Here is a 20,327-nt window from a genome sequence, read left to right on the forward strand (position 1 = left end):
TTTGCCGCCGCACAGAGAAAAAGGCCTCTCCCGCCTTGCCGGATAGCAAAGCGAAGAAAGGCCCGGAAACGTACAACCCACACCGGCCCAGCAGCCGGTGCTTTGCCCTGCGCACGTTTGGTCCGTCCGGCGCGGGGGTTCCTGCCTTTGGCAGTGATTCGTCCGTCAGGCAGGTCTTCCGGCTCAGGCCTTGCGCGCACCGGCAGCGCCTTCCCGGGAAATAACTTCCCAGTGGCTTTTTCTGCCGGAGCTCAGCCTTTACGGCGGCGGTCCCGCATGGGCATTGCACCCATTTCCCTATTCTCCCGGACAGCCTTACACGGCCCCGGGCACCCGGCGGCGATTTAACCTATACACTATACCACAAAATCGGCTGCTTGTATAGGCAAAACGGCCACAAATTCAGGCGGCACTGCCTGCAGGCTTTCGCCGGGCCAGGATGGCCTGCACCGCGTCCCACAGGCCAAAGCGGAGCATCAAAAGGCAGTACAGCCCGCCGGTGACAAGGCAGCCCAGCAGCAGCTGCGGCCAGTCGCCACTCACTCCCATCAGGCGCAAACTCCTCTGCCCCAAAAGCGCTGAGATCAGAAAGATCAAGGCAGGCTGCACAAACCACCGGTACCAGCGAGTGCGAATGCGTGCCACCTTCTCGATGCGGAAGATGTTCAGCAGCGCGGACAGCACGTTGGAGCAGATCATCACAAACAAAAAGCCCTTCATGCCCATGCGGGGCATGAGCAGAATCACCAGACCGATTCGAATCAGGGAATCCCAGATGCTGTAGCGGAAGGTAGCCACCTCCTCGCCCAGGCCCTTTAAGATGGAATCGCCCATGGCGTCCAGGTACATGCCCGGCAGCACCGGGGCCAGCACCGCCAGATAAAAGCCGATGGTCTCATCGTGGTAGAGAATGCGGCCCAGCGGGTAGGCATACAAAGCGATCAGGCCCCCGGCCAGCACCGAAAAGGTGGTGGTGAACAGCATGATGCGCCCCACCAGCGTTTCCAGCGTTTTCTGCCGTCCTAAAATGTGAGCTTCGGTGACCTCCGGCATCAGCAGGGTGGCCAGCGGAGTGAGGAAGGAAAACGGAAACAGCAGTATCGGCATGGCCATGCCCTTGAGTGCGCCAAACTGAGCCAGCGACTCCTCCCGGCTGCCCAGAAAGGCCAGCAGGCAGGCGGGAACCAGCGTGTTTTCCACGGTGTGGAGGGCACTGTCCAGGCAGCGGCCTCCTTCCACCGGGGCCAGAATGCGCCAGATTCGCCCGGAGGTGCCCCTGGGCACCTGGGCCGGGGCATCGCCGAAGGTCCGGTTCATATCCCGCCGGTAGTACCACATCACCAGCAGGGTAGATACAACCTCGCTGACCATGCTGCCCACCAGCACCGCAGCGCAGGCGTACTGCACACCCCGCTGCACCGCACCGGGAAGAATCAGCAGCACCAGGACAATACGGATGATCTGTTCAAGAATCTGACTGACCACATTGGGACCCACCTTGCGTCGGGCGAAGAAATAACCCCGGGCCGCTGAGCCCACTGCCATGAAGGGCAGACTGGGCGCCAGCAGTGCCAGCGAGGGCGCTGCCCGTACATCCCCCAACCAATAGCGGGCGGCAGGCCAGGCCAGTATCAGCTGCACCACCCCTGCGGCAAAACCAAAGGCTAAGGCAAGCGCCATCACCCGGCCCAGAACTCCTTTTGCCCGGACGGGCTGCGGGCGGGCCAATTCCTCCGCTGCCAGCCGGGTGGCTGCCACCGAAACACCCGCAGTGGCCACCGTGATGCACAGGCTGTAAAGCGTGAAGATCAGCTGATACAGGCCCATACCCTCGGCCCCGATGCGTGCGGCGATGTATACCCGAAAAAACATGCCCGCCGCCCGCAGCCCCAGGCCGGTGATCGTGAGGATTGCCACATTCTTTAAATAGGTTTTTAGTCTGCCCATGGGCCCACCCTTTCTTTCGGCTCAAGCTGCCTGTTCCATGGGTATTCATTCGGGTGACAGAATATGCTTTGATGCGGCAATCGCTTTTGGTTTGTTGGCGGATTCTTTTCTTTTGTTGACAGGTGTGGTAAAATCATTACCGGACACTTTCACTTTGCCCGCGCGCGTTTTGCGGCGGGCCGCAGGAGGATTTACAATGATGATGGAAACCATTCAGCAGGCGGCCGATCTGCTGCGCAGCCGTCTGCCCGAAACGCCCACTGTGGGCATCGTTCTGGGCAGTGGACTGGGCGGGCTGGCCGATCGCATTGAAGCGCCGGTATATGTGCCCTACAGCGAGATCCCGGGCTTTGCGGTCTCCACCGCGCCGGGCCATGCAGGCCGCTTTGTGGCCGGGCAGCTGGCCGGCAAGCAGGTGCTGTGCATGCAGGGTCGGCTGCATTACTACGAAGGCCACTCCATGCAGGACATCGTGTTCCCCATCCGGGTGATGAAGGCTCTGGGTGTGGAAACCCTGATCCTGACCAACGCCGCGGGCGGTGTGAACACCAGCTTCTCGGTGGGCGATCTGATGCTGCTGGAGGATCACATCAACTTCATGGGTGCCAATCCCCTGACCGGCCCCAACGACGAAGCCGTCGGCCCCCGCTTCTGCGACATGACCTTCGCCTACACCCCGGCACTGCGTGAGCTTGCTGAGCAGGTGGCTGAAAAGCAGGGCGTTGCATTGCAGAAGGGTGTGTATCTGGGCTACATGGGCCCCAGCTACGAGACCCCCGCCGAAATTCGCGCCTTCCGCACCCTGGGTGCGGACGCAGTTGGCATGAGCACCGTGCCCGAGGTGATCGCTGCCAGCCATTGCGGCTTGAAAGTTCTGGCCATGAGCCTGATCACCAACATGGCCGCGGGCATTGAAAAGAAGAAGCTTTCCGGTGATGAAGTCATTGAGATCGCCAACCAGCGCGCACAGGTGCTGCAGAATCTGGTGAGCGGCATCATTGCCGAGCTGTAATAGAAAAAAGGAGAGAAACAAATCATGAGCGAATGTTCGCATGATTGCAGCAGCTGCAGTCAAAATTGCTCCAGCCGTCAGAATCCTCAGGATTTCCATGAGGCCCCCCACAAGCTGAGCAGCATTAAGAAGGTTATTGGTGTGGTAAGCGGCAAGGGCGGCGTCGGCAAGAGCATGACCAGCGCCCTGATGGCCGTGGAGATGCGCCGCCGCGGCTACGGCGTGGGCATCCTGGACGCCGATATCACCGGCCCCTCCATCCCCAAGCTGTTCGGCATCCATGGCCGCGCCATGGGCGACGAGAACGGCATCTGGCCCATCGAAAGCCGCATGGGCATTGATGTGATGAGCATCAACCTGCTGCTGGAGCACGAGGAGGACCCCGTTGTATGGCGTGGCCCCGTGATCGCCGGCGCGGTGAAGCAGTTCTGGCAGGACGTGATCTGGAAGGACGTGGACTTCCTGTTCGTGGACATGCCTCCGGGCACCGGTGACGTTCCCCTGACCGTGTTCCAGACCCTGCCGGTGGATGGCATCATCGTGGTTGCCAGCCCGCAGGAGCTGGTAAGCATGATCGTGGGCAAGGCCGTGAAGATGGCTCAGATGATGAACATTCCCATTCTGGGCGTGGTGGAGAACATGAGCTACGTGGAATGCCCGGACTGCGGCAAGCAGATCAAGGTATTCGGCGAGAGCCATGTGGACGAGGTTGCCGCCAAGTACGGCATCTCCGTTCTGGCCAAGTGCCCCATCGACCCCAAGCTGGCAGAGTGCGCCGACCAGGGCCTGATCGAGGTGTATGGCGGCCAGTACCTGAACGCCGCAGCCGACGCGGTGCAGGCGCTGCTGAAGTAAGCTATCCTGGCTTATGGGAGGCGCCAAACCACCGAAGGAGTGGACCCGGATGTTCCGCGAGCATCTGACCGCCGGGTATCTGCTCGGCTTTCTTTTGATCGTTGCGGTGATCTTCATCGCCGGAGCCGTTTTCTGGTCCACCGCCTTATTCTGAACCGAATGCCCCGTGGCAAGCCGGGTGATCCTTCCCGCCTGCCCGGGGCATTTTTTTATCTCACCAAGGAGGTATTTTTCCATGCACATTCCCGCCTGCGAAACGCGGCAGCTTGAGATCCTCACCTTTCAGCAAGCCATGGAGCACCGGGACCAGAGCGCCGAATACGACCGAAGCCGTTGGCTATACATCCCGGATTTTTACTCGGAATACCGGTATATTCTAGGCACCGTGGGCAAGCGCCCGCTGATCACCATCGGCATCAATCCCTCCACCGCCGCCCCCGACGCGCTGGACAACACCCTGAAATCCGTGCAGCGCATCGCTCTGGGTAACGGTTTTGACTCCTTCATCATGTTCAATGTGTACGCCCAGCGAGCCACCAACCCGGACCAGATGGACAAGGAGTTCAACGAGCCTTTGCACCGGGAGAACATGAACGCCTTCCGCTGGGTGCTGGAGCGCAGCGGCGAACATCCGGCTTTGTGGGCGGCCTGGGGCACCATCATCGAAAAGCGTCCCTACCTGAAGCAGTGCCTGGCGGACATGATGGAGCTGGGCCAGCAGTTTGGTGCGGTGTGGTATCAGGCGGGCAAGCCCTCGGTGAAGGGACATCCCCACCACCCGCTGTATCTGAAAAAGGATTCCGCTCTGGACCCCTTTGACGTGGCTGCCTACCAGGCAAGTCTGTAAGAAAAAACACCCTGAACCCGTTTTCACGGGATCAGGGTGTTTTTTTCATTGAATCAACCGGAAGTGCTCCGCCAGTGCGGCGCGGCCCAGTGGAGCATCGCCGGTTTGCAGCGCCTTCAGAATCCGGCGGTGGGTATCCAGCAGAGGGGTGCGGGTGGCCTCGTCCAGCTGGGCAAGCGTCTCCCGCCGGTAAAGATCCCCCTGGCTGGAAAGTGCCTCCATGATCGCGGCGATGAGTTGATTCTCCCCCGCCTCGATCAAGCTCCGGTGAAACCGGCTCTCGGCCTCTTCCAGCTGGCCCGGCTCCTGTGCCTGCTCCATCGCCTGCACCGCCTGTTCCATCGCCTGGATTGGCTGCGGAGGAGCAAGGCGCACCGCCCGTTCGTAAGCGGCACCTTCCAGACTTTCACGCAAGGTAAGGAATTCGCCCCGGTCACTCTGGCGAAGCAGCAGCATCATGGAAAGGATGGAGGAAAACCCCTGCCCGGCCTCGTTCACCAGAAAACTACCCTGCCCGTGCACACTGCGCACAAAGCCCATGTTTTCCAGCTGGCGCAGCGCCTCCCGCACCGAGTTGCGGCTAAGTCCCAGCTCCGCCATCAGGCTGCGCTCAGAGGGCAGCTTCGCCCCCAAAGTCAGCTTGCCCTCCAGAATCTGGCCTTTCAGGTATTCCAGCACCAGATCGTAGGTACGGGCGGTGGATTTCTCCTCACTTGCTGGTGGCTTCGCTTTCATCCAGCAATCCCCTCCAGCGCAGATAGTTCAGAATCATTTCCACGCAGCCGTCCACGCCCAGAATCCCACTGTCCAGACAAAGCTCATAGCCCTCGGCCTGGCCCCACTGCTCACCAGTGAAATACTTGTGGAACTCAGTTCGTTCCTCGTCCACCTCCTGCATGCGTATCGCTGCCTTTTTCGGCGAGATGTTCTCCAGCTGGGCAATGCGCTGGCAGCGGATCTCGGGAGCCGCATGGATAAACACACTCACGGCGTTTGCATCCGGGCGGAAAATCACATTGCCGCACCGGCCGATCAGTACACCGCTGTGATCCTGCATCAAGGCGCGAATCCGGCGGAACACCGTCTCGCTTGTTACGGCAGGCTCCTCATTCATGGCAATGGCATAGAGCAGGCTGTTCACCGGCCGCTCCTCATAAAAGGCCTTGACCTCGCTGTAATCCGGCGTGCTGCGGGCAATGGACATCAGCTTTTCCTTATCGTAAAAATCCACACCCAGGCGCTCGGCCAGCTTTGCGCCCACCAGACGGCCGCTGCTGCCGTATTGACGGCCCACCGCCACGATCAATGGTTGTTTCATGGTTATCCCCTCCGCAGGTTACATAAATTGGGCAAACACCGAAGCGCCCACCACGGTGCACAGGCCCGCCACCGCAATGGCCAGGCTGCTCATGGCACCCTCTACCGCACCCAGCTCCATGGCCTTGGCGGTACCGATGGCATGGGCGGAGTTGCCCAGCGCCAGACCCTTCGCCACCGGCTCTTGGATATGGAACAGCTTGAACACACCGTCCGCGATCACATTGCCCAGAATGCCGGTGATGATGATGGATGCCACCGTGATGGTGACAATGCCGCCCAGCTCCTGAGACACGCCCATACCGATGGCCGTGGTGATGGACTTGGGCAGCAGGGTCACATAAAGCTCGTGGTCCAGCCCGAACAGCTTGGCGCAGGCCAGCACACCCACAAGGCTTGCCAGAACGCCGGACAGGATGCCGCAAACCACTGCCTTCAGATTCTCCTTCAGCAGGCTCAACTGCTCATACAGGGGCACCGCCAGGCAGACCGTTGCCGGGGTGAGCAGGTAGGACAGATACTGCCCGCTGGCGTTGTAGCTCTGGTAATCCACACCCAGCACCAGGTTCACCCCGATCACGCAGATCACCGCAATGAGCAGCGGGTTGAGCACCGCCAGACGAAATTTCTTTTTCAGCGCAAGGCCCAGCTCGTAGGCCAGCAGGCTGACCGCCGCCCCATAAAACAGCGACGAGGCAAAAAACTCACGCATCCTTTTTCCCCTTTCCCCTTTGGATCACAAACTGAGTGGCCCGGCCGGTGACCACCATCACCAACACGGTGGTGAACACAACAGTGAGCGCAACCGGCCAGAACACCGAAGCCAAACTGGGCCAGGCATCGGTCAGGCCCACCGCCGCCGGGATGAACATAACCGGCATGATCTCGATGAGAAACAGCGCCGCCTCCCGCACCTGACTCACCCGGAGCAGACCGGTGCACAGCAGCACCAACAGGATGACCAGCCCGTATACACTGGCTGGAATCGGCAGCGGAATAACCGCTTTCAGCACCTCACCCACAAAGGAGATGGCGAGGATGCGGGTCGCTTGCTTTAAAAACTTCATTCGACTTCCCCACTTTATCCAAGCATTGCGCAACTGGTAGGACCAGTTGCGTTTTTGATTATACGGCGCACTTCCAGCCTTGTCAAGACAACGGAAAACAGAAAACCGCCCGCGGAGGAAAATTCCCCCGCGGGCGGTCATTCATAACAGACTGGTCAGAAATTGCTTCCGTTCCAGCCCCAGTATTCCGTTTCGGCGTATTTCACATAGATGCGCTCCGGCTGCACATCCAGCGTGCTTTCCAGAATTTCGGTGATCCGGCTGGTCAGATCGTCGTAGGCATCGTAGCGGGCACCGCCGTACAGGCTCACCTCGGCCAGAGCCGCCGGGGCATCGCTGCCCGCGAACCACAGGCGGGCGTCGCCGGTGAAGTTCAGCATCAGCCAGTTTTCGTTTTTGCCGGGCAGAATCTCGATGGCGCGGCCCAACTGGGTTTTCAGCATCTCCTCGGTATTATCCGGAATGGAAGCATTGGTCACAATATGAATATAGGGCATGAAGATTGGTCCTTTCTGATTATGAAGTAAATCCGACTCACGATTACTCGGTGCGCCAGTAGGCCACGCTGTAGGGCGGCATCTGGCTGCCGCCGCCGAAGTCATGGTCCGCACCGGTGATCAGGTCCACCGCGCGGCCGGCCTGGGCATCGAAATGGGCGGTGTAGGTCTCGCCGGAGGCGTTCACTGCCACCAGCACCCGCTCATCCTCAAATTTGCGCTCGAAGATGATCTGGTGATTGGTGAGCATCACGTTGCGGTAGTTGCCGTAGCACAAAGCCTTGCTTGCCTTGTGAGCTGCCGCCAGCTTGGCGATCCACTCGGTAAGCTCATTTTCCCGGGGCAGCTCGATGGCCGGGCGCAGGGCGGCGTCGCCATCGCTCTTTTTACCCTCAATGCACCACTCGCTGCCATAGTACACCGCCGGAGTGCCGGGCATACCGAACAGAAGGCCATAGGCCGGGCGCAGGTGTTCCTTGTTCTGCAGAATGCTGGCAATGCGTTCCACATCGTGGTTATCCAAAAAGGCCAACAGGTGCTTGCCCTTGTAGAGGGTCCACTGCTCGGGGCCGAACTGGCGGGCCAGACTGTGGCCGATCTCGAACATATTCATGCAGTTGAAGCTGGAATACAGACCCTTGTAGCATTCGTAGTTGGTGACGGAGTGGCACATCTCGTCGTTCATCCAGCGGTTGTAGTCCCCGTGCAGGGTCTCGCCCATCAGTGCGAAATCCTCCTTCAGACCGGAGGTGAAGCCGCGCAGCTGCTTTAAGAACTCCGGTGCCAGACTGTAAGCCACGTCCAGACGCAGGCCGTCGATGTCAAACTGCTCCACCCAGCCGCGGATGGAACGGAACAGATAATCCACCACCGCCGGGTTGTGGAGATTCAGCTTGACCAGCTCGTTGTGGCCTTCCCAGCCTTCATACCAGAAGCCGTCGTTGTACTCGGTGTTCCCATCGAAGCTGATGTGGAACCAGTCCTTGTAGGGGCTGTCCCATTTCTTTTCCCGCACGTCCTGGAAGGCCCAGAAGCCCCGGCCCACATGATTGAACACGCCGTCCAGCATGACGCGCAGCCCGGCCTCATGCAGCGCCGCGCAGACCTTTGCAAAGTCCTCATTGGCGCCCAGGCGACAGTCCACCCGGGTCATATCACGGGTATCGTAGCCATGGCGATCGCTCTCAAACAGCGGGTTGAACAGCACGGTGTCCGCCCCGAGGGCTTTGATGTGCTCCACCCAGTCCAGCACCCGGAGAATCCGGTGTTCCTGCACTCCGTCGTTCTCCGCGGGCGCACCGCACAGGCCCAACGGATAGATCTGGTAAATCACTGCTTCGTCAAACCACATATCGCGTTCTCTCCTTTATGCCCAAAAGGCATCCGTTTCTGCTTTCCAGTATACCATAGATTTGCCTAAAATTACACAAAAAAACGCGCACAGAACGAAAACTCTGTGCGCGTTATGCTTATTGACTTTCCGAAAGAGTTTTCTCTCCGGGAGCAACCGCTTCCGGCTCCAACGGCTCGCCATTTGCAGTAATGCCCTTGGCCTTCAGCTGGCTGGCAAGGAAATCACTGGTGAGCGAATACAGCACCGCGAAGGTGGGCACGCCCACCACCATACCGGCAAAGCCGAACAGACCGCCGCCCACGATGATGGCCACCAGCACCCAGATAGCGGACAGACCGGTGGAATCGCCCAGGATCTTGGGGCCCAGAATATTGCCGTCAAACTGCTGGAGCGCCAGCACAAAGATGGCAAACTTGATGGCGTCGATGGGACTTGCCATCAGCAGGATCATAACGCTGGGAATCGCACCAATGAAGGGACCGAAGAAGGGAATCACATTGGTCACACCCACGATCACGCTGATCAGCAGAGTGAAAGGCATGCCCAGCAGGCTCATACCCACAAAGCAGATCACGCCGATGATGGCGCTGTCGATGATCTTGCCAATGATAAACCCGCTGAACACCTGGTTGGCATGGCTGCACACCGTGAGCACTCGCCGGGCCTTGGGCAGCGGCAGGAAAGCATAGGTGATCTTGTGCAGCTGACTCAAAAGCTTGTGCTTGTCCATCAGCATGTAAACCGAGGCGATGAGGGCCGTGAGGGCACTCACCACGCCGCTGCCCACTGCCATACCGTAGTTGAGGATCTCCGGCATAAATCTGGTCGCCAGCTGAGTAGCCTGATTCATCAGATCGGTATAGGAGACCAGCATGCCGGAGGTGACCTCCGGGTCAATGTTCAGCCGGTCGCCCCAATTGTTCACTACCCCGTTCAGATTGTTCAGATAACCCGATGCATTGTTGATGAGCATGGTCACACTTTGTACCAGCTGCGGAATTACAAAGCTGAGCAACACCACCAGCATGGCGACTGCCAGCAGATAGCTGATGAGAATGCTCAGAATCCGCCGTCCGCCAAGCTTCGTTTCAAACCAGCGCACCGGGGCATCCAGCAGATAAGCCACCACAAAGCCCCAGATAAACGGCGCAAGAACATCCATTACGGTTTTCAAAGCGCCATGGACCAGATCCAGATTGGACATGGCCAGATAAAAGGTAATTCCAATCAACACCACCGCCAGATTGGAAAAAAAGCGGTGGTTGGGCCGCCATTTGTTCACACTGTTTCCTCCGTTAAATCGATTCCTTATTCATTTACATTCCGCCGGAACTCACAATATCCGCCGCAAACGGGGCTGCATTTTGAGTACATAAACATGCAGCAGATTGTTCAGCGCCGCGTCGTAGATCCAGAAGCAGGCGTTGCCCATGACCAGAAGTGCCGCCAGCATCCACTGCGCTGTTTGCGCAAATTCCTCCATCAGACTCGGCATCGGAAAAACGAACAGCAGAACGCCGTACATTGCCAGCACCGCACCATTGAAGAAAACTGCCTTCACCAGCATCTGTAGCGCCCTGGTCGGAATCCGCTGGATGTACGCCTTCAAAAGCGGATAACACCCGAAGAAGAAGACGAAAATCGCTGCCATCTCCTTATCCGGCACAAAAAGCACCGACAGCACACCAATGGCCCCATAGCTCACCCAGGCCAGCCGCATCCCACATTCCACCGCCACCGGCATAAGCAGAAGCCCGCTCACTGCCGGAGCACAGAAGGTCGCAAAGGGAATAATGCTGCCGCTGAGCATCAACACAATGGAAAGCCCGCACATCACACCGCACAGTGCGATCCGGCCGCTTTGCCGCCTGCGCATCTCAGCAGCACCCCTGCCCGCCGCAGCTGCAGCAAAGATCCATGCAATACATGGCCATGCACATATCGCAGCAGCTGCAGCCCACCGCATTGGCCTGCGCGCCGCCGTAGGGTCCGTAGGGATTGCCGGGCATCTGCCCCTGGGCGCTGCTCTGCAGGTTGTGCAGGGCAGCAGCATACTCCCGGTTGGCCGGGTCCAGCCGGCAGGCCTGCTGGAAGTAGCGCAGCGCCTCGTTCATCCAGCCCTTGTAATAATAGGCACTGCCCATCAAGAAGTTCCACTCGGCATTGGCCGGGCCGTTGGGAATGCTCTGCAGCTGAGCCAGCGCCTCATCCGCACGGCCCGCGCGAATCAGCGCCCGGATCTCCGGGTAGCTGCCGGTCGCCCCCTGGGGGCCGCCCTGCTGCTGGCCGGGATTCTGCCCGTAGGGATTTTGGCCATAGGGATTCTGCGCGCTGTTGCCGGAGCTTCCGGTGCGCAGCTCGCTCATCACCGTGTCAAAGGCCTCGTTGATCTGGTTCATCTTGCGCTCGGCATCCTCCCGCAGGGGACCTGCCTCGTAGTTTTCCGGGTTGTACTTCTGCGCCAGTGCCCGGTAGGCTGCTTTTACCTCTTCCTCGCTTGCGCCCCGCGCAAGGCCCAAAACCTGATATGAGTCCATTCTCGTCCTCTCCTTCTCTCATTCCATGCAAATTCAATTCAAACCGCCGCGCCGTGCGCCGCGTGCCGGCATTCCCGCCCGCTGAATACTGCCGGGAATGCCCAGGAAAATAATGTTATCCAAAATCGGGCGGTTCAGCCGCAGCTCCAGCAGATTGTAGCAGCGGGCTGCTTCCCCCGCTGCCAGCCTGCACTGCAGCCTGGCCTGCTCCACAGCCTGTTCCTTGCTCAGGCCATTTTGCAGAAATACATTGTACCGGTGCTTTTCCCGGTCCTCCTCGTAGTCCTCCGCCGCGTCCAGCCAATAGAGAATCTTGCCCAGAAACAACCCCAGGCGGCGCAGCACCCGCTCCTGCTCCGGCGTTTCGGCGCAGGCCGCCAGGATCTGAGCCGTCATATTTCCGGTGGGCTCGGCCGCTTCGTCATAAATAGCCGTCTGCTTTTGCTCCACCTGCTGCTGCAGCTCGGTCTGGCGCGCCAGCTCTGCGTCGATTTCAGGATAAAACGCCGCCGCTCGTTTATAGGCCCGCCGCAAAGCAAACCGCAGCATACGGGCCGCCAGCCGCTTGAAAGCGATCTCGTCCGCTTCATCATCCACCAGCTTGTACCAGCTGAGCAGTACAAGACCCGCAGCCGCCAGCCGCAGCCCCTGGGTGCCCTTCTGCACACAGCGCTTTTGCAGCGGATTGGCAATGCACCGTTCCCGGCAGGGGCTTCCCGTCTCGCCGGAAAGGCCGTCGGCCAGAAGGGCCACCGTGACCAAGTCGTAGTTCAGCAGCATCCGGGGCAAAAAGCCGTAATCTGCTTTAAGCTGCTTGCACAGCCCGCAGTACATGGCCCGGTAGCTCTCGAATTCCTTCACTTTCATCTCCGGTTTTTCCGGAGTGACATATCCGAACATTCCACCGTTTCCTTTCCGCGTTTTGTGTGAAGCCCTGGGCAAACATCTGGCAACGCCGTATCATCCATTCTCCTTGGAATCATGCGGTATTGCACTAGGCTATCATACAATATTTTATCGCGCTTTACAACGCGAATGCACCTTTTCCTGACAAAGTTCCAAAAAAATTTACAAAGAAAATCTCCGGCCCGAAACCCGGGAGCACACAGAAAGACCGGGGCATGGATGTACCCCGGCCTTTCTGACTCAAATCTGCTGATCCAGTTCGCTGATGCCGCAGAACCGGTAGCCGTTTTCCGAAAACCAGTCAATAATATCTGGCAGAGCCTTCACCGTATTCTTGGTAGCCTTTGTATCGTGCATCAGCACCACGCAGGTGGTTTTGCCCTCAGCCTCCTTCACCACATTTTCGTAAATCGTTTCAGCGCTGGGATGGCCACCCGCCGCATCCTCCGCGCAAACGTTCCAGTCCACATACCGATACCCTTTTTCCTCCGCCTGCTCCTTCAGGGTTTTCATGATCCCGCTGCCGCCGTACTTGTGGCTCACCGTATTGGTACTGCCGCCGGGAAACCGCAGCCAATGAATGGCATCCAGATCCACATAGGGTTCAATGGTCTGACGCAGTTGCTTGATGTCCGCCCAGAAAGCCGTGGGACTTTCGTAAATGGTCTTGTAACTGTGGCTGCAGCTGTGCAGGCCGATCTGATGCCCCTCCTCGGTCATACGCTGCAGCAGAGGGAGATATTTCTGGTTATTCTCGGCTCCCACTACAAAAAAGGTGGCACACGCCCCTTTCTCTTTTAAAATATCCAGCACCGATTCCGTGGTGACGTTGGGGCCGTCGTCAAAGGTCAGAAACACCCGCTTTTCCTGCTCTGGTGTCTCGCTTTGTCCCGCTGCCGCCGGAACCACCGGCACGTTGGTCAAGTCCGCATTGCTGCATACCGCACTCTGCCCGGCAGCCCAGAGCATTGCCCCGGCCACTGCCGCGCAGCACACTCCCCACGCGGCCAGCCAGAAAATACGCTTTCGTTTCATGGATGCTTTCATATCCGATCCCCTCGTTTTCCGTTGTTGATTTGCCCCGGCAAACCTTTTATACTTATAGCTATGAAGTTCGGGGATGGGTTATCCCCTTTTTAAAGGAGAAAAACATGGAAATTGCAACCCTTGTACTGGCCGCTCTGGCCTGTGTATTCAGCCTGCTGGCTCTGCTGCGCCGTCCGCCGCAGAGCGATTTGTCCGGGGAGGACCTGGAAAAGGTACGGCAGGACCTGCTGGCGGAGATTCGCCAGACCCGTCAGGAGCTGAGCGGCCGCGTAATGGCCGGCATGCAGGCGGGCGCCAACCAGACCGAGCAGAAGCTGGAGAGCATCCGTACCACCATGGAGGTGCGTCTGAACTCCATGCAGGCCAGCAACGACCGCCGTCTGAACGAGATGCGCCAGACTGTGGATGAAAAACTGCAGAAGACCCTGGAGGACAAACTGCAGAAGAGCTTTGGTCTGGTAAGCCAGCAGCTGGAGATGGTCTACAAAGGGCTGGGCGAGATGCGCACTCTGGCCGCCGGTGTGGGCGACCTGAAAAAGGTTCTGAGCAATGTAAAAACTCGGGGCATTCTGGGTGAGATTCAGCTGGGAGCAATTCTGAATGAAATTCTGGCCCCGGAGCAGTTCGCTGAAAATGTGGCCACGGTACCCGGCAGCTCGGACCGGGTGGAGTTTGCCCTGCGTCTGCCCGGTGACGGTGACAGCCAGGTATGGCTGCCCATTGACGCAAAGTTTCCCTCGGACGCCTATTCCGCCCTGCTGGCCGCTTACGATCTGGGCGACCGGGCCGCAGTGGAAACCGCTGCCAAGGAGCTGGACAAGCGTATCCGAAGCTTCGGCAAAGACATTCGCGACAAGTACATTGCTCCTCCTCACACCACCGATTTCGGGGTCATGTTCCTGCCGGTGGAGGGGCTTTATGCTGAAGTGGTGCGCCGCGGCATTGCGGAGCGGCTGCAGCGGGAATTCAAGATCGTGGTGGCAGGCCCCACCACCATGGCAGCGCTGCTGAACAGCCTGCAGATGGGCTTCCGCACCCTGGCGATCCAGAAGCGTTCCAGTGAAGTTTGGAAGGTGCTCGCCAGCGTGAAGGCGGAATTCGACACCTTTGGCCAGGCACTGGCACAGGCGCAGAACCGACTGAACCAGGCCAGCCATGAATTGGAGAATCTGGTGGGCGTGCGCACCCGGCAGATCCAGCGCAAGCTGCGCCAGGTGACCGAGCTCCCGGCAGACAGCGATCCTGCCGCCATGATCGTTTCGAGCGGCCTGGAAGAAAATGAAAGTTAAGTATTGACTTTTTGCTTTAAACCTGATAGACTATTTCTTGCGGTCACAATCGGCCGCAGGATTATGCGAGGGTGGCGGAATCGGCATACGCGCATGTTTGAGGTGCATGTGGTTTTTACCTTGAGGGTTCAAGTCCCTTTCCTCGCACCAGAAAAGAAAAGCCCCGGTCTTTGACCGGGGCTTTTCTTATTTTCTGTTTCAGCGGGAACCGATAAAGGAGCGCGGCTTGGGCAAACGGCTGACCATGGAGCAGCAGTTTCAAATGCTTCAGGACTTCAAGGTCTGGCTGAAGGACAACGGGCTTGAGTGCCCTTATCTTAAATAATGACTCTGTCTTTATTTGTTTTAACTTTGTGTTATCCAGAAAACCATCAAAAAGCAGAAAAGGGGCGGGAGTTTTTGGCTTCCGCCCCTTTCCTGCTTATCTCAAATAAAGCTGTACCATAATACATCACCCGCTCATTGTTGAAGCGCAGGAATCTGACAAACCCACAGATTCTCACTGCTGTTGATGTATCCGCTAAATTCGTAAACCGGCTGATAAAAACCCTTTGTATCGTAACGATACTCCAGTTTGCATTCCGTGATATGCAGTGTATCCCCTGGCTGGAATGGTACATACTGTTCAAATTTGCCCCGCCGCACCTGCTCATACGCTTCCTTTTCTGAAATAATCGGTTCGGTGCACACATATTCATTCCAGGTAACCTGATAAAAGAAATCCGCCAGCAAACCGGATTTATCCAATCGAATCATCACAGAACCCTGCTGAAATGCCTTTTCCCCTTCAAACAAACTGGAAATTGGCAGAACATCCCACCTCAGAGTATCACCGTTCTGGACAGAAAACTCTACATTTTCCGGAAGCAACTCCTGTTCGTTCATCCATACTTCATAGCGCACTCGCAGCGAATCTATGGTTTCTTCTGTCAGTCGCGCAGCTGTTTCTACAAACGTAGTATAGCTCCACTCTCCTGTTCGGGAGAAAAAAATCATTCGGCATTCCGCTCCTTCCGCATTCTCCCCCAGACATCCAATATTCTCATTCTCTCGACGAATGGCTCTGGAAAAGGTTAGCGGTTCCAATTCTGCAATGGCTCCTCTGATCTTCTCGAACCTGCTCTTATCCCCGGAAAATTTGTTCTGATACACTGCAGCTGATACCTTTTGACACGAGGACTCCCATTCTTGTACAATTTTGATTGCTGACAGATCCTGATCTGCCGCCGGTAGGATGTCCATATTTCCATATGGCTGATTGTAATAGGCCCAAAATACCACTCCCAGAATCAGAGCAATCAGTGAAGGAATCAAAAAGACTTTTCCGAATGGAGCAAGACGGAGTTTCTTTTCTCGAGCAACATCCAAACCCGCCATAATACAGAAATATCCAAACATGCTGCCAAGTAGATTGTGAAACAGATCATCCAACTCAAAAACTCCGGTTCCCGTAAGGAGCTGAAATACTTCTATTCCCCCGGTCAGGCAAAGGGATACCACAACCGTAACCCACATTTTTTCCGCCTTTTTCCATAACAGTGGCAACAGGAAGCCCAGTGGCGTAAACATGATAATATTGAAAAGAATCAGCTGCAACTCACTGATCGACCAGTTATTCCATGCGCTGATATACCCACTAAGGAAGTCGACGTTAATAGAATCAGTAAAGTTTGCACCACGGCTCATTGATGTGAGGCAAAACACCAGGAATAGCCAGCAAATCAGCAGCCCTGCACAAATCACCTTTTCTATTGTTATTCTTTTCTTTCCATGAAAGAGTTTTCTGTAAATCAGATAAACTCCCCCAAGTGTCAGCAGCAGAATCATTGTGCCAACCAGCGCAATGATTCCCCAGTGAAACAGGGTTTGAAAAATTGTAATAACATCCATATATAATCCTCCTTACAAATTACAATGCTGACTTTTTGCTTTTATCTTAATTTTTCTTTTATCAAAACGATAATCCATTCCTTTTGTTTTCAATGAGAAAAGATTACATTTTCCAAGCCGTCCCCCCTCTTCATCAGTAATTTTTTCCGCTGTTACCTCGCCAGTATCCATTAACCGGGCACAAAAGTGGCCACCGAAAATTTCTTACGATTTGTGGGAACACATAGCGCTCATACAGGATTTTTCTCCATCTAAACATTAAAGGTGCGGTAAACATGTCCGTCTTTGGCTTTTTTCGAAAAAAGTGCTATACTATTAACGAAAGAAATATTGCCTGCTTTGTCCCCCAGTGGAAAGCCCGGTTGTGGGTGAAGCAGGCAGATATTCCCGCGCTTTGCTGCCGATCACATCGGCGGCAAGGCGCTTTCTTACAGGCAAAATCACACGGGCTTGAAATGTGAGGTGGAGCATGTATCAAATCGGACAATACATCATTTATGGCAGCACCGGCGTATGCAGGGTGGAAGGTGTGGTGGAGAAGCCTCCACTTGGTCTTTATTATGTTTTATCTCCTCTGTACGAGAGCGGCACCATTTATACCCCTGCTGAGCATCCCAAGGTTTTTATGCGGCCAGTCATCAGCCGTGACGAGGCGGAGGCGCTGATCGATCAGATTCCTCAGATTGTTGCCCGGCCGGACTGGACCAAAAACCTGCAGGAGCTGCGGGAACACTACCGCACCGCCGCTTGCAGCCATAACTGTTCCGATTTGATCCGGCTCACCATGTCGATCCATGCGAAGAAAAAGGAACAGGAGGAGCGCGGGCGGCGCTTCGGCCAGGTGGACGAGCGCTTTATGAAACAGGCGGAAAGCAGTTTGTTCGGCGAGTTTGCCGTTGCACTGGGCATTCCCAAAGAGGAGGTCCATGCCTATATTTCCCGCCGGGTGGAGAATCTGCGTGCCATGCAGGTATAAGTAATTTATAAAGCCGCATTTGCATTTTGACCAACAGGTCAATGCAAATGCGGTTCTTTTTTGCTTTTTCATAAAACTTGTTCATCATTACGCCATATTTTTGTATAATTGTTTGTCTAATTTATCAATTGAAACAATTGCATAAAATATTTATACTATATATCAACACACTGAACGACAGATTTTAGAAGGGGGTGTACGGAATGAGCGAACCTACCGCACGCGAACTGTTGGTTCAGCTGACCCAGGAGGCGGAACGTCTCCGGCTGTTGGATTTGGCAGACCGTTGCCGTTCTTTGGACGAACTGAAGGACTGCCTGCGCGCCATGTTGAAAGGCGTTGTTTGATTATATCCTTTATCTTTGCTCTCTATCATCTCTACATAGGGAAAGCCCCGGGCCAATCGGCCCGGGGCTTTCCTTTTCTTGTATTATTCCGCTGCCTCTGCATCTGCAGGCGGCGCTTTTTTCAGATAGCGGGAAGCGAATTCCTCCGGTGGAATGGGGCAGCTGTAGAAGAAACCCTGCCCATATTCACAACCAATGGAAGAAACGAACTCCTCATCCTGCTGCACCTCCACGCCTTCGGCCACGGTGGTGATCTGCAGGTCTTTGGCCAGCTTGACCACATTTTTCAGAGCCAGCTTGTTTCTTTCCTTCTTATCCGGCGCACTTTCCAGCAAAAAGTCCTTGTCGAACTTTACCTCGTCCACCTGGATGCCCGCCAGCACATTCAGAGAAGAATATCCGCTGCCGAAATCGTCCAGCGACAGGCGGAACCCTTTTTCATGCAGCTGGGTCAGCGTTTTGTTCATCTGTTCGATGTTCTCGATGGCCAATCCTTCCAGAATCTCCAACTGAATGAATCCGTTCGGAATGCCGTACCGCTGCAGAATCGAACACAGCCGGTCCACATAATCGGATTGATAGAACAGCAGCCGGGACTGATTCACCGAAATACAAATCGGCTCATAGCCCGCATCGATCCATTCCCGCAGCTGGCTGCAGGTCCGATCCACCATATAAAGGTCCAGACGTGCGCAAAAACCGTTCTTTTCGAACGCAGGGATAAACTCATTGGGATAGACCAGCGTTTCATCCGGGCGAATCCAGCGCACCAGGGCCTCGGCACCTTCTATCTGACCGGTCTGCAGGCGTACCTTGGGCTGCAGGAACAGCTGGAATTCCTGCTTGGCCAGCGCATTCTGCATGCTGCTTTCGATGCTGTTCTGGAAATTCTCCTTCCGATGCATGGCCCAATCGTAGAAAGCAAGCACGTTCTGATATTTTTTCACTGCATGCTTTTGTGCAAATTCCGCCTTGTGCAGCAGAAGCCGTACCTGATCCTCCGGCGGCGCGTCCTCCTGCACCACCGCTGCGCCCGCATACAGAATGATGGGATAGCTTACATTCAGCTCCTGAGCAATGCCTCCGGCACGTTCCATGATCTGCTCCACCCGAACACGAACCTGCTGCTCCTCATTGGTGTGAAGGAACAGATAGAACTGGTCTGCACTGGAGCGGCAGAAACATTCCTTCTCCCCCATCAGCTGGCTCAGCACTGCCGCCAGCTTTTTCAACACCTGGTCCGCCTGCGCTTTGCCCAGAATCTCGTTGATATACTGAAACTGCCGGATGTTCATGGTGACCAGCGCGTATGAAGTATCCTCCTCCAACAGATCCTCGGCACACTGCGTGAATTTTTCGAAATTATAGGTACCGGTCAGCCGGTCATAGTAGGCCAGCTTCATCAATTCCTTATTGCTGCCCCACATGGCCCAACGCACATACCACAACAGGCCCAGACACAGCAAAATGATCATTCCGCTGAGCACGTTGGAGGTGATGAGAATGGAATAAATCGGGCTTTTGCCGGAGTTCACCGTATCTGCATAACCCAGATACCAGCCATTCATTCCGAAAGGCTGCATATAAACGGTTTGGTCATTTCCCTCCAGATGGAAGGTGAAATGAAACGCTTCATTATTTTTCATCTGCTGCAGAGCCGACTGTGCAGCCTGTTCCTCCACGCCGGACTGGCTGAGGAAATTCTCCGTTCCCTGCGGGGCAAGCGGATTATTTTCCGAAGCCGCAATGATCTGTCCGCTCTGATCCACCCAGACCACATCCAGCTTATTCTGAGAGATAGGAGGCTGTGCGAGAATCTTCTGGAAGGCACTCAGATCCTTGGACGCTGCCACCACGCCAGTCACCTGCCCATCGGCAGACTGCACCGGCGCAGCATACATAATCAGCTGCTGCTCCATGCCCAGATCGTAATAAACCTGAGAAGCGGTTTTTTTGCCCTGCAGCGCATAGCGAATCAGCTGCTGCACCTCCGGCTCCAGAGACTCCATGGAGATGTTCTCTTCCAATGTACCATCCGCCCGGACGCGGCTCTGCATCCCCTGCCAGGTGTAATATCCCATGCGCAAAAAGGAATTTTCCTGGCGAGCATCCTGCAGATCGATCGCAAAGCTGCGGAACTCAGTGCTGGATTTTCCCTGCATAAACTCCGCCAGAATCTGCAGTGCCTCCCGGTCGGTACTCATTCGGTTGCGCATCTCCAGCCAATATTCGTTCATGGAGGTTTGCAGCTGTGTATTATAGGACTTTCGGTTGGCCTGCTGGATCGATGCAATTCCCATACAGGAAACAACAATCAACGAAACACCGATCAACACCGTGGAAAGGGTGATCTGCACAAAGCGCTGATGCATCCGAGGCCGTGACGCCCGTTTGACTGTTCTGTTCTTTTTCAGGAGCGCCATCTCCTGCCTCCTTTCC

Annotated in this window: 21 protein-coding genes, 1 tRNA gene and 1 riboswitch; of the genes, 7 read left to right on the forward strand and 15 right to left on the reverse strand. The window is 56.2% G+C overall.

Annotation, left to right across the window (positions count from 1 at the left end):
• Positions 1 to 151: 151 nt before the first annotated feature.
• Positions 152 to 352: riboswitch (cobalamin riboswitch) on the reverse strand.
• Between the two features lie 50 nt (positions 353 to 402).
• Both B5F28_RS04320 and B5F28_RS14690 read right to left on the reverse strand, forming a co-directional pair.
• Positions 403 to 1,947, reverse strand: a complete 1,545-nt coding sequence (locus B5F28_RS04320) for an oligosaccharide flippase family protein (protein WP_087293743.1) — start codon at positions 1,945 to 1,947, stop codon at positions 403 to 405.
• Between the two features lie 45 nt (positions 1,948 to 1,992).
• The gene (locus B5F28_RS14690; RefSeq protein WP_158097513.1) at positions 1,993 to 2,160 is read right to left on the reverse strand and encodes a hypothetical protein; all 168 of its coding nucleotides are present in this window, start codon (positions 2,158 to 2,160) and stop codon (positions 1,993 to 1,995) included.
• On the opposite strand from B5F28_RS14690, the gene B5F28_RS04325 reads away from it, so the two are divergent.
• The 3 genes from B5F28_RS04325 to B5F28_RS04335 all read left to right on the forward strand — a co-directional run bounded on the left by B5F28_RS04325 (position 2,144) and on the right by B5F28_RS04335 (position 4,661).
• Positions 2,144 to 2,959: a purine-nucleoside phosphorylase gene (locus B5F28_RS04325; RefSeq protein WP_087293745.1), complete on the forward strand. Its 816-nt coding sequence runs from the start codon at positions 2,144 to 2,146 to the stop codon at positions 2,957 to 2,959. The genes B5F28_RS14690 and B5F28_RS04325 overlap by 17 nt on opposite strands.
• Before the next feature lie 24 nt (positions 2,960 to 2,983).
• The gene (locus tag B5F28_RS04330) at positions 2,984 to 3,814 is read left to right on the forward strand and encodes an Mrp/NBP35 family ATP-binding protein (protein ID WP_087293747.1); all 831 of its coding nucleotides are present in this window, start codon (positions 2,984 to 2,986) and stop codon (positions 3,812 to 3,814) included.
• A gap of 235 nt (positions 3,815 to 4,049) precedes the next feature.
• Complete coding sequence (locus B5F28_RS04335) at positions 4,050 to 4,661, forward strand: DUF1643 domain-containing protein (protein ID WP_087183717.1); 612 nt, start codon at positions 4,050 to 4,052, stop codon at positions 4,659 to 4,661.
• A 45-nt stretch (positions 4,662 to 4,706) separates the two neighbouring features.
• Here B5F28_RS04335 and B5F28_RS04340 read toward each other — a convergent pair whose 3' ends face one another.
• From B5F28_RS04340 to B5F28_RS04390, 11 genes are all read right to left on the reverse strand, one after another.
• Positions 4,707 to 5,396 carry a FadR/GntR family transcriptional regulator gene (locus tag B5F28_RS04340; RefSeq protein ID WP_087293749.1) on the reverse strand — a complete coding sequence of 230 codons (690 nt, stop codon included), beginning with the start codon at positions 5,394 to 5,396 and terminating at the stop codon, positions 4,707 to 4,709.
• Positions 5,371 to 5,979: a cytidylate kinase-like family protein gene (locus B5F28_RS04345; RefSeq protein WP_087293751.1), complete on the reverse strand. Its 609-nt coding sequence runs from the start codon at positions 5,977 to 5,979 to the stop codon at positions 5,371 to 5,373. Before B5F28_RS04345 ends, B5F28_RS04340 begins: the two co-directional genes overlap by 26 nt.
• Before the next feature lie 18 nt (positions 5,980 to 5,997).
• Positions 5,998 to 6,690, reverse strand: a complete 693-nt coding sequence (locus tag B5F28_RS04350; protein ID WP_087293753.1) for an LrgB family protein — start codon at positions 6,688 to 6,690, stop codon at positions 5,998 to 6,000.
• Entirely contained in the window at positions 6,683 to 7,045 is a 363-nt protein-coding gene (locus B5F28_RS04355; RefSeq protein WP_087293755.1) for a CidA/LrgA family protein, read from the reverse strand. The genes B5F28_RS04350 and B5F28_RS04355 overlap by 8 nt, the downstream gene beginning before the upstream one ends.
• Positions 7,046 to 7,200: 155 nt before the next feature.
• On the reverse strand, positions 7,201 to 7,542 hold the full coding sequence (locus B5F28_RS04360) for a phenylpyruvate tautomerase MIF-related protein (RefSeq protein WP_087293757.1): 342 nt from the start codon (positions 7,540 to 7,542) through the stop codon (positions 7,201 to 7,203).
• 43 nt (positions 7,543 to 7,585) lie between these two features.
• Positions 7,586 to 8,893: an alpha-amylase family glycosyl hydrolase gene (locus tag B5F28_RS04365; protein ID WP_087293759.1), complete on the reverse strand. Its 1,308-nt coding sequence runs from the start codon at positions 8,891 to 8,893 to the stop codon at positions 7,586 to 7,588.
• Between the two features lie 118 nt (positions 8,894 to 9,011).
• On the reverse strand, positions 9,012 to 10,178 hold the full coding sequence (locus tag B5F28_RS04370; RefSeq protein WP_247643399.1) for an AI-2E family transporter: 1,167 nt from the start codon (positions 10,176 to 10,178) through the stop codon (positions 9,012 to 9,014).
• Positions 10,179 to 10,229: 51 nt separating this feature from the next.
• Positions 10,230 to 10,772, reverse strand: a complete 543-nt coding sequence (locus tag B5F28_RS04375; protein WP_087293761.1) for a hypothetical protein — start codon at positions 10,770 to 10,772, stop codon at positions 10,230 to 10,232.
• Position 10,773: 1 nt separating this feature from the next.
• A complete protein-coding gene (locus B5F28_RS04380) occupies positions 10,774 to 11,433 on the reverse strand; it encodes a J domain-containing protein (RefSeq protein ID WP_087293763.1) in 660 nt (219 codons plus the stop codon).
• Positions 11,434 to 11,466: 33 nt separating this feature from the next.
• Positions 11,467 to 12,333: a DUF5685 family protein gene (locus B5F28_RS04385; protein WP_087293765.1), complete on the reverse strand. Its 867-nt coding sequence runs from the start codon at positions 12,331 to 12,333 to the stop codon at positions 11,467 to 11,469.
• Between the two features lie 246 nt (positions 12,334 to 12,579).
• On the reverse strand, positions 12,580 to 13,386 hold the full coding sequence (locus tag B5F28_RS04390) for a polysaccharide deacetylase family protein (RefSeq protein ID WP_087293767.1): 807 nt from the start codon (positions 13,384 to 13,386) through the stop codon (positions 12,580 to 12,582).
• 104 nt (positions 13,387 to 13,490) lie between these two features.
• On the opposite strand from B5F28_RS04390, the gene B5F28_RS04395 reads away from it, so the two are divergent.
• On the forward strand, positions 13,491 to 14,675 hold the full coding sequence (locus B5F28_RS04395; RefSeq protein WP_087293769.1) for a DNA recombination protein RmuC: 1,185 nt from the start codon (positions 13,491 to 13,493) through the stop codon (positions 14,673 to 14,675).
• 65 nt (positions 14,676 to 14,740) lie between these two features.
• Positions 14,741 to 14,825, forward strand: a tRNA-Leu gene (locus B5F28_RS04400).
• 309 nt (positions 14,826 to 15,134) lie between these two features.
• Here the strand turns inward: B5F28_RS04400 and B5F28_RS04405 are convergent.
• Positions 15,135 to 16,565 carry a VanZ family protein gene (locus tag B5F28_RS04405; protein ID WP_087293771.1) on the reverse strand — a complete coding sequence of 477 codons (1,431 nt, stop codon included), beginning with the start codon at positions 16,563 to 16,565 and terminating at the stop codon, positions 15,135 to 15,137.
• Positions 16,566 to 17,034: 469 nt separating this feature from the next.
• Here B5F28_RS04405 and B5F28_RS04410 point away from each other — a divergent pair, with 469 nt between their 5' ends.
• Positions 17,035 to 17,541, forward strand: coding sequence for a CarD family transcriptional regulator (locus B5F28_RS04410; RefSeq protein WP_087293773.1), 507 nt, complete (start codon positions 17,035 to 17,037; stop codon positions 17,539 to 17,541).
• Positions 17,542 to 17,744: 203 nt separating this feature from the next.
• On the forward strand, positions 17,745 to 17,888 hold the full coding sequence (locus B5F28_RS14695) for a hypothetical protein (protein ID WP_156417385.1): 144 nt from the start codon (positions 17,745 to 17,747) through the stop codon (positions 17,886 to 17,888).
• 83 nt (positions 17,889 to 17,971) lie between these two features.
• Here B5F28_RS14695 and B5F28_RS04415 read toward each other — a convergent pair whose 3' ends face one another.
• A complete protein-coding gene (locus B5F28_RS04415) occupies positions 17,972 to 20,260 on the reverse strand; it encodes a bifunctional diguanylate cyclase/phosphodiesterase (protein WP_158097514.1) in 2,289 nt (762 codons plus the stop codon).
• Positions 20,261 to 20,327: the final 67 nt, after the last annotated feature.

The sequence above is a fragment of the Gemmiger sp. An194 genome, from assembly GCF_002160145.1.
Lineage (GTDB): Bacteria > Bacillota > Clostridia > Oscillospirales > Ruminococcaceae > Allofournierella.

What these genes read in the sequence shown, in the direction of transcription:
- B5F28_RS04350 (WP_087293753.1), bottom strand. Translation starts at nt 6,690, where the DNA reads ATGCGTGAGTTTTTTGCCTCGTCGCTGTTTTATGGGGCGGCGGTCAGC.
- B5F28_RS04410 (WP_087293773.1), top strand. Translation starts at nt 17,035, where the DNA reads ATGTATCAAATCGGACAATACATCATTTATGGCAGCACCGGCGTATGC.
- B5F28_RS04405 (WP_087293771.1), bottom strand. Translation starts at nt 16,565, where the DNA reads ATGGATGTTATTACAATTTTTCAAACCCTGTTTCACTGGGGAATCATT.
- B5F28_RS04390 (WP_087293767.1), bottom strand. Translation starts at nt 13,386, where the DNA reads ATGAAAGCATCCATGAAACGAAAGCGTATTTTCTGGCTGGCCGCGTGG.
- B5F28_RS04320 (WP_087293743.1), bottom strand. Translation starts at nt 1,947, where the DNA reads ATGGGCAGACTAAAAACCTATTTAAAGAATGTGGCAATCCTCACGATC.
- B5F28_RS04365 (WP_087293759.1), bottom strand. Translation starts at nt 8,893, where the DNA reads ATGTGGTTTGACGAAGCAGTGATTTACCAGATCTATCCGTTGGGCCTG.
- B5F28_RS04330 (WP_087293747.1), top strand. Translation starts at nt 2,984, where the DNA reads ATGAGCGAATGTTCGCATGATTGCAGCAGCTGCAGTCAAAATTGCTCC.
- B5F28_RS04380 (WP_087293763.1), bottom strand. Translation starts at nt 11,433, where the DNA reads ATGGACTCATATCAGGTTTTGGGCCTTGCGCGGGGCGCAAGCGAGGAA.
- B5F28_RS14690 (WP_158097513.1), bottom strand. Translation starts at nt 2,160, where the DNA reads ATGGTTTCCATCATCATTGTAAATCCTCCTGCGGCCCGCCGCAAAACG.
- B5F28_RS04340 (WP_087293749.1), bottom strand. Translation starts at nt 5,396, where the DNA reads ATGAAAGCGAAGCCACCAGCAAGTGAGGAGAAATCCACCGCCCGTACC.
- B5F28_RS04325 (WP_087293745.1), top strand. Translation starts at nt 2,144, where the DNA reads ATGATGATGGAAACCATTCAGCAGGCGGCCGATCTGCTGCGCAGCCGT.
- B5F28_RS04345 (WP_087293751.1), bottom strand. Translation starts at nt 5,979, where the DNA reads ATGAAACAACCATTGATCGTGGCGGTGGGCCGTCAATACGGCAGCAGC.
- B5F28_RS04360 (WP_087293757.1), bottom strand. Translation starts at nt 7,542, where the DNA reads ATGCCCTATATTCATATTGTGACCAATGCTTCCATTCCGGATAATACC.
- B5F28_RS04375 (WP_087293761.1), bottom strand. Translation starts at nt 10,772, where the DNA reads ATGCGCAGGCGGCAAAGCGGCCGGATCGCACTGTGCGGTGTGATGTGC.
- B5F28_RS04355 (WP_087293755.1), bottom strand. Translation starts at nt 7,045, where the DNA reads ATGAAGTTTTTAAAGCAAGCGACCCGCATCCTCGCCATCTCCTTTGTG.
- B5F28_RS04335 (WP_087183717.1), top strand. Translation starts at nt 4,050, where the DNA reads ATGCACATTCCCGCCTGCGAAACGCGGCAGCTTGAGATCCTCACCTTT.
- B5F28_RS14695 (WP_156417385.1), top strand. Translation starts at nt 17,745, where the DNA reads ATGAGCGAACCTACCGCACGCGAACTGTTGGTTCAGCTGACCCAGGAG.
- B5F28_RS04385 (WP_087293765.1), bottom strand. Translation starts at nt 12,333, where the DNA reads ATGTTCGGATATGTCACTCCGGAAAAACCGGAGATGAAAGTGAAGGAA.
- B5F28_RS04395 (WP_087293769.1), top strand. Translation starts at nt 13,491, where the DNA reads ATGGAAATTGCAACCCTTGTACTGGCCGCTCTGGCCTGTGTATTCAGC.
- B5F28_RS04415 (WP_158097514.1), bottom strand. Translation starts at nt 20,260, where the DNA reads ATGCATCAGCGCTTTGTGCAGATCACCCTTTCCACGGTGTTGATCGGT.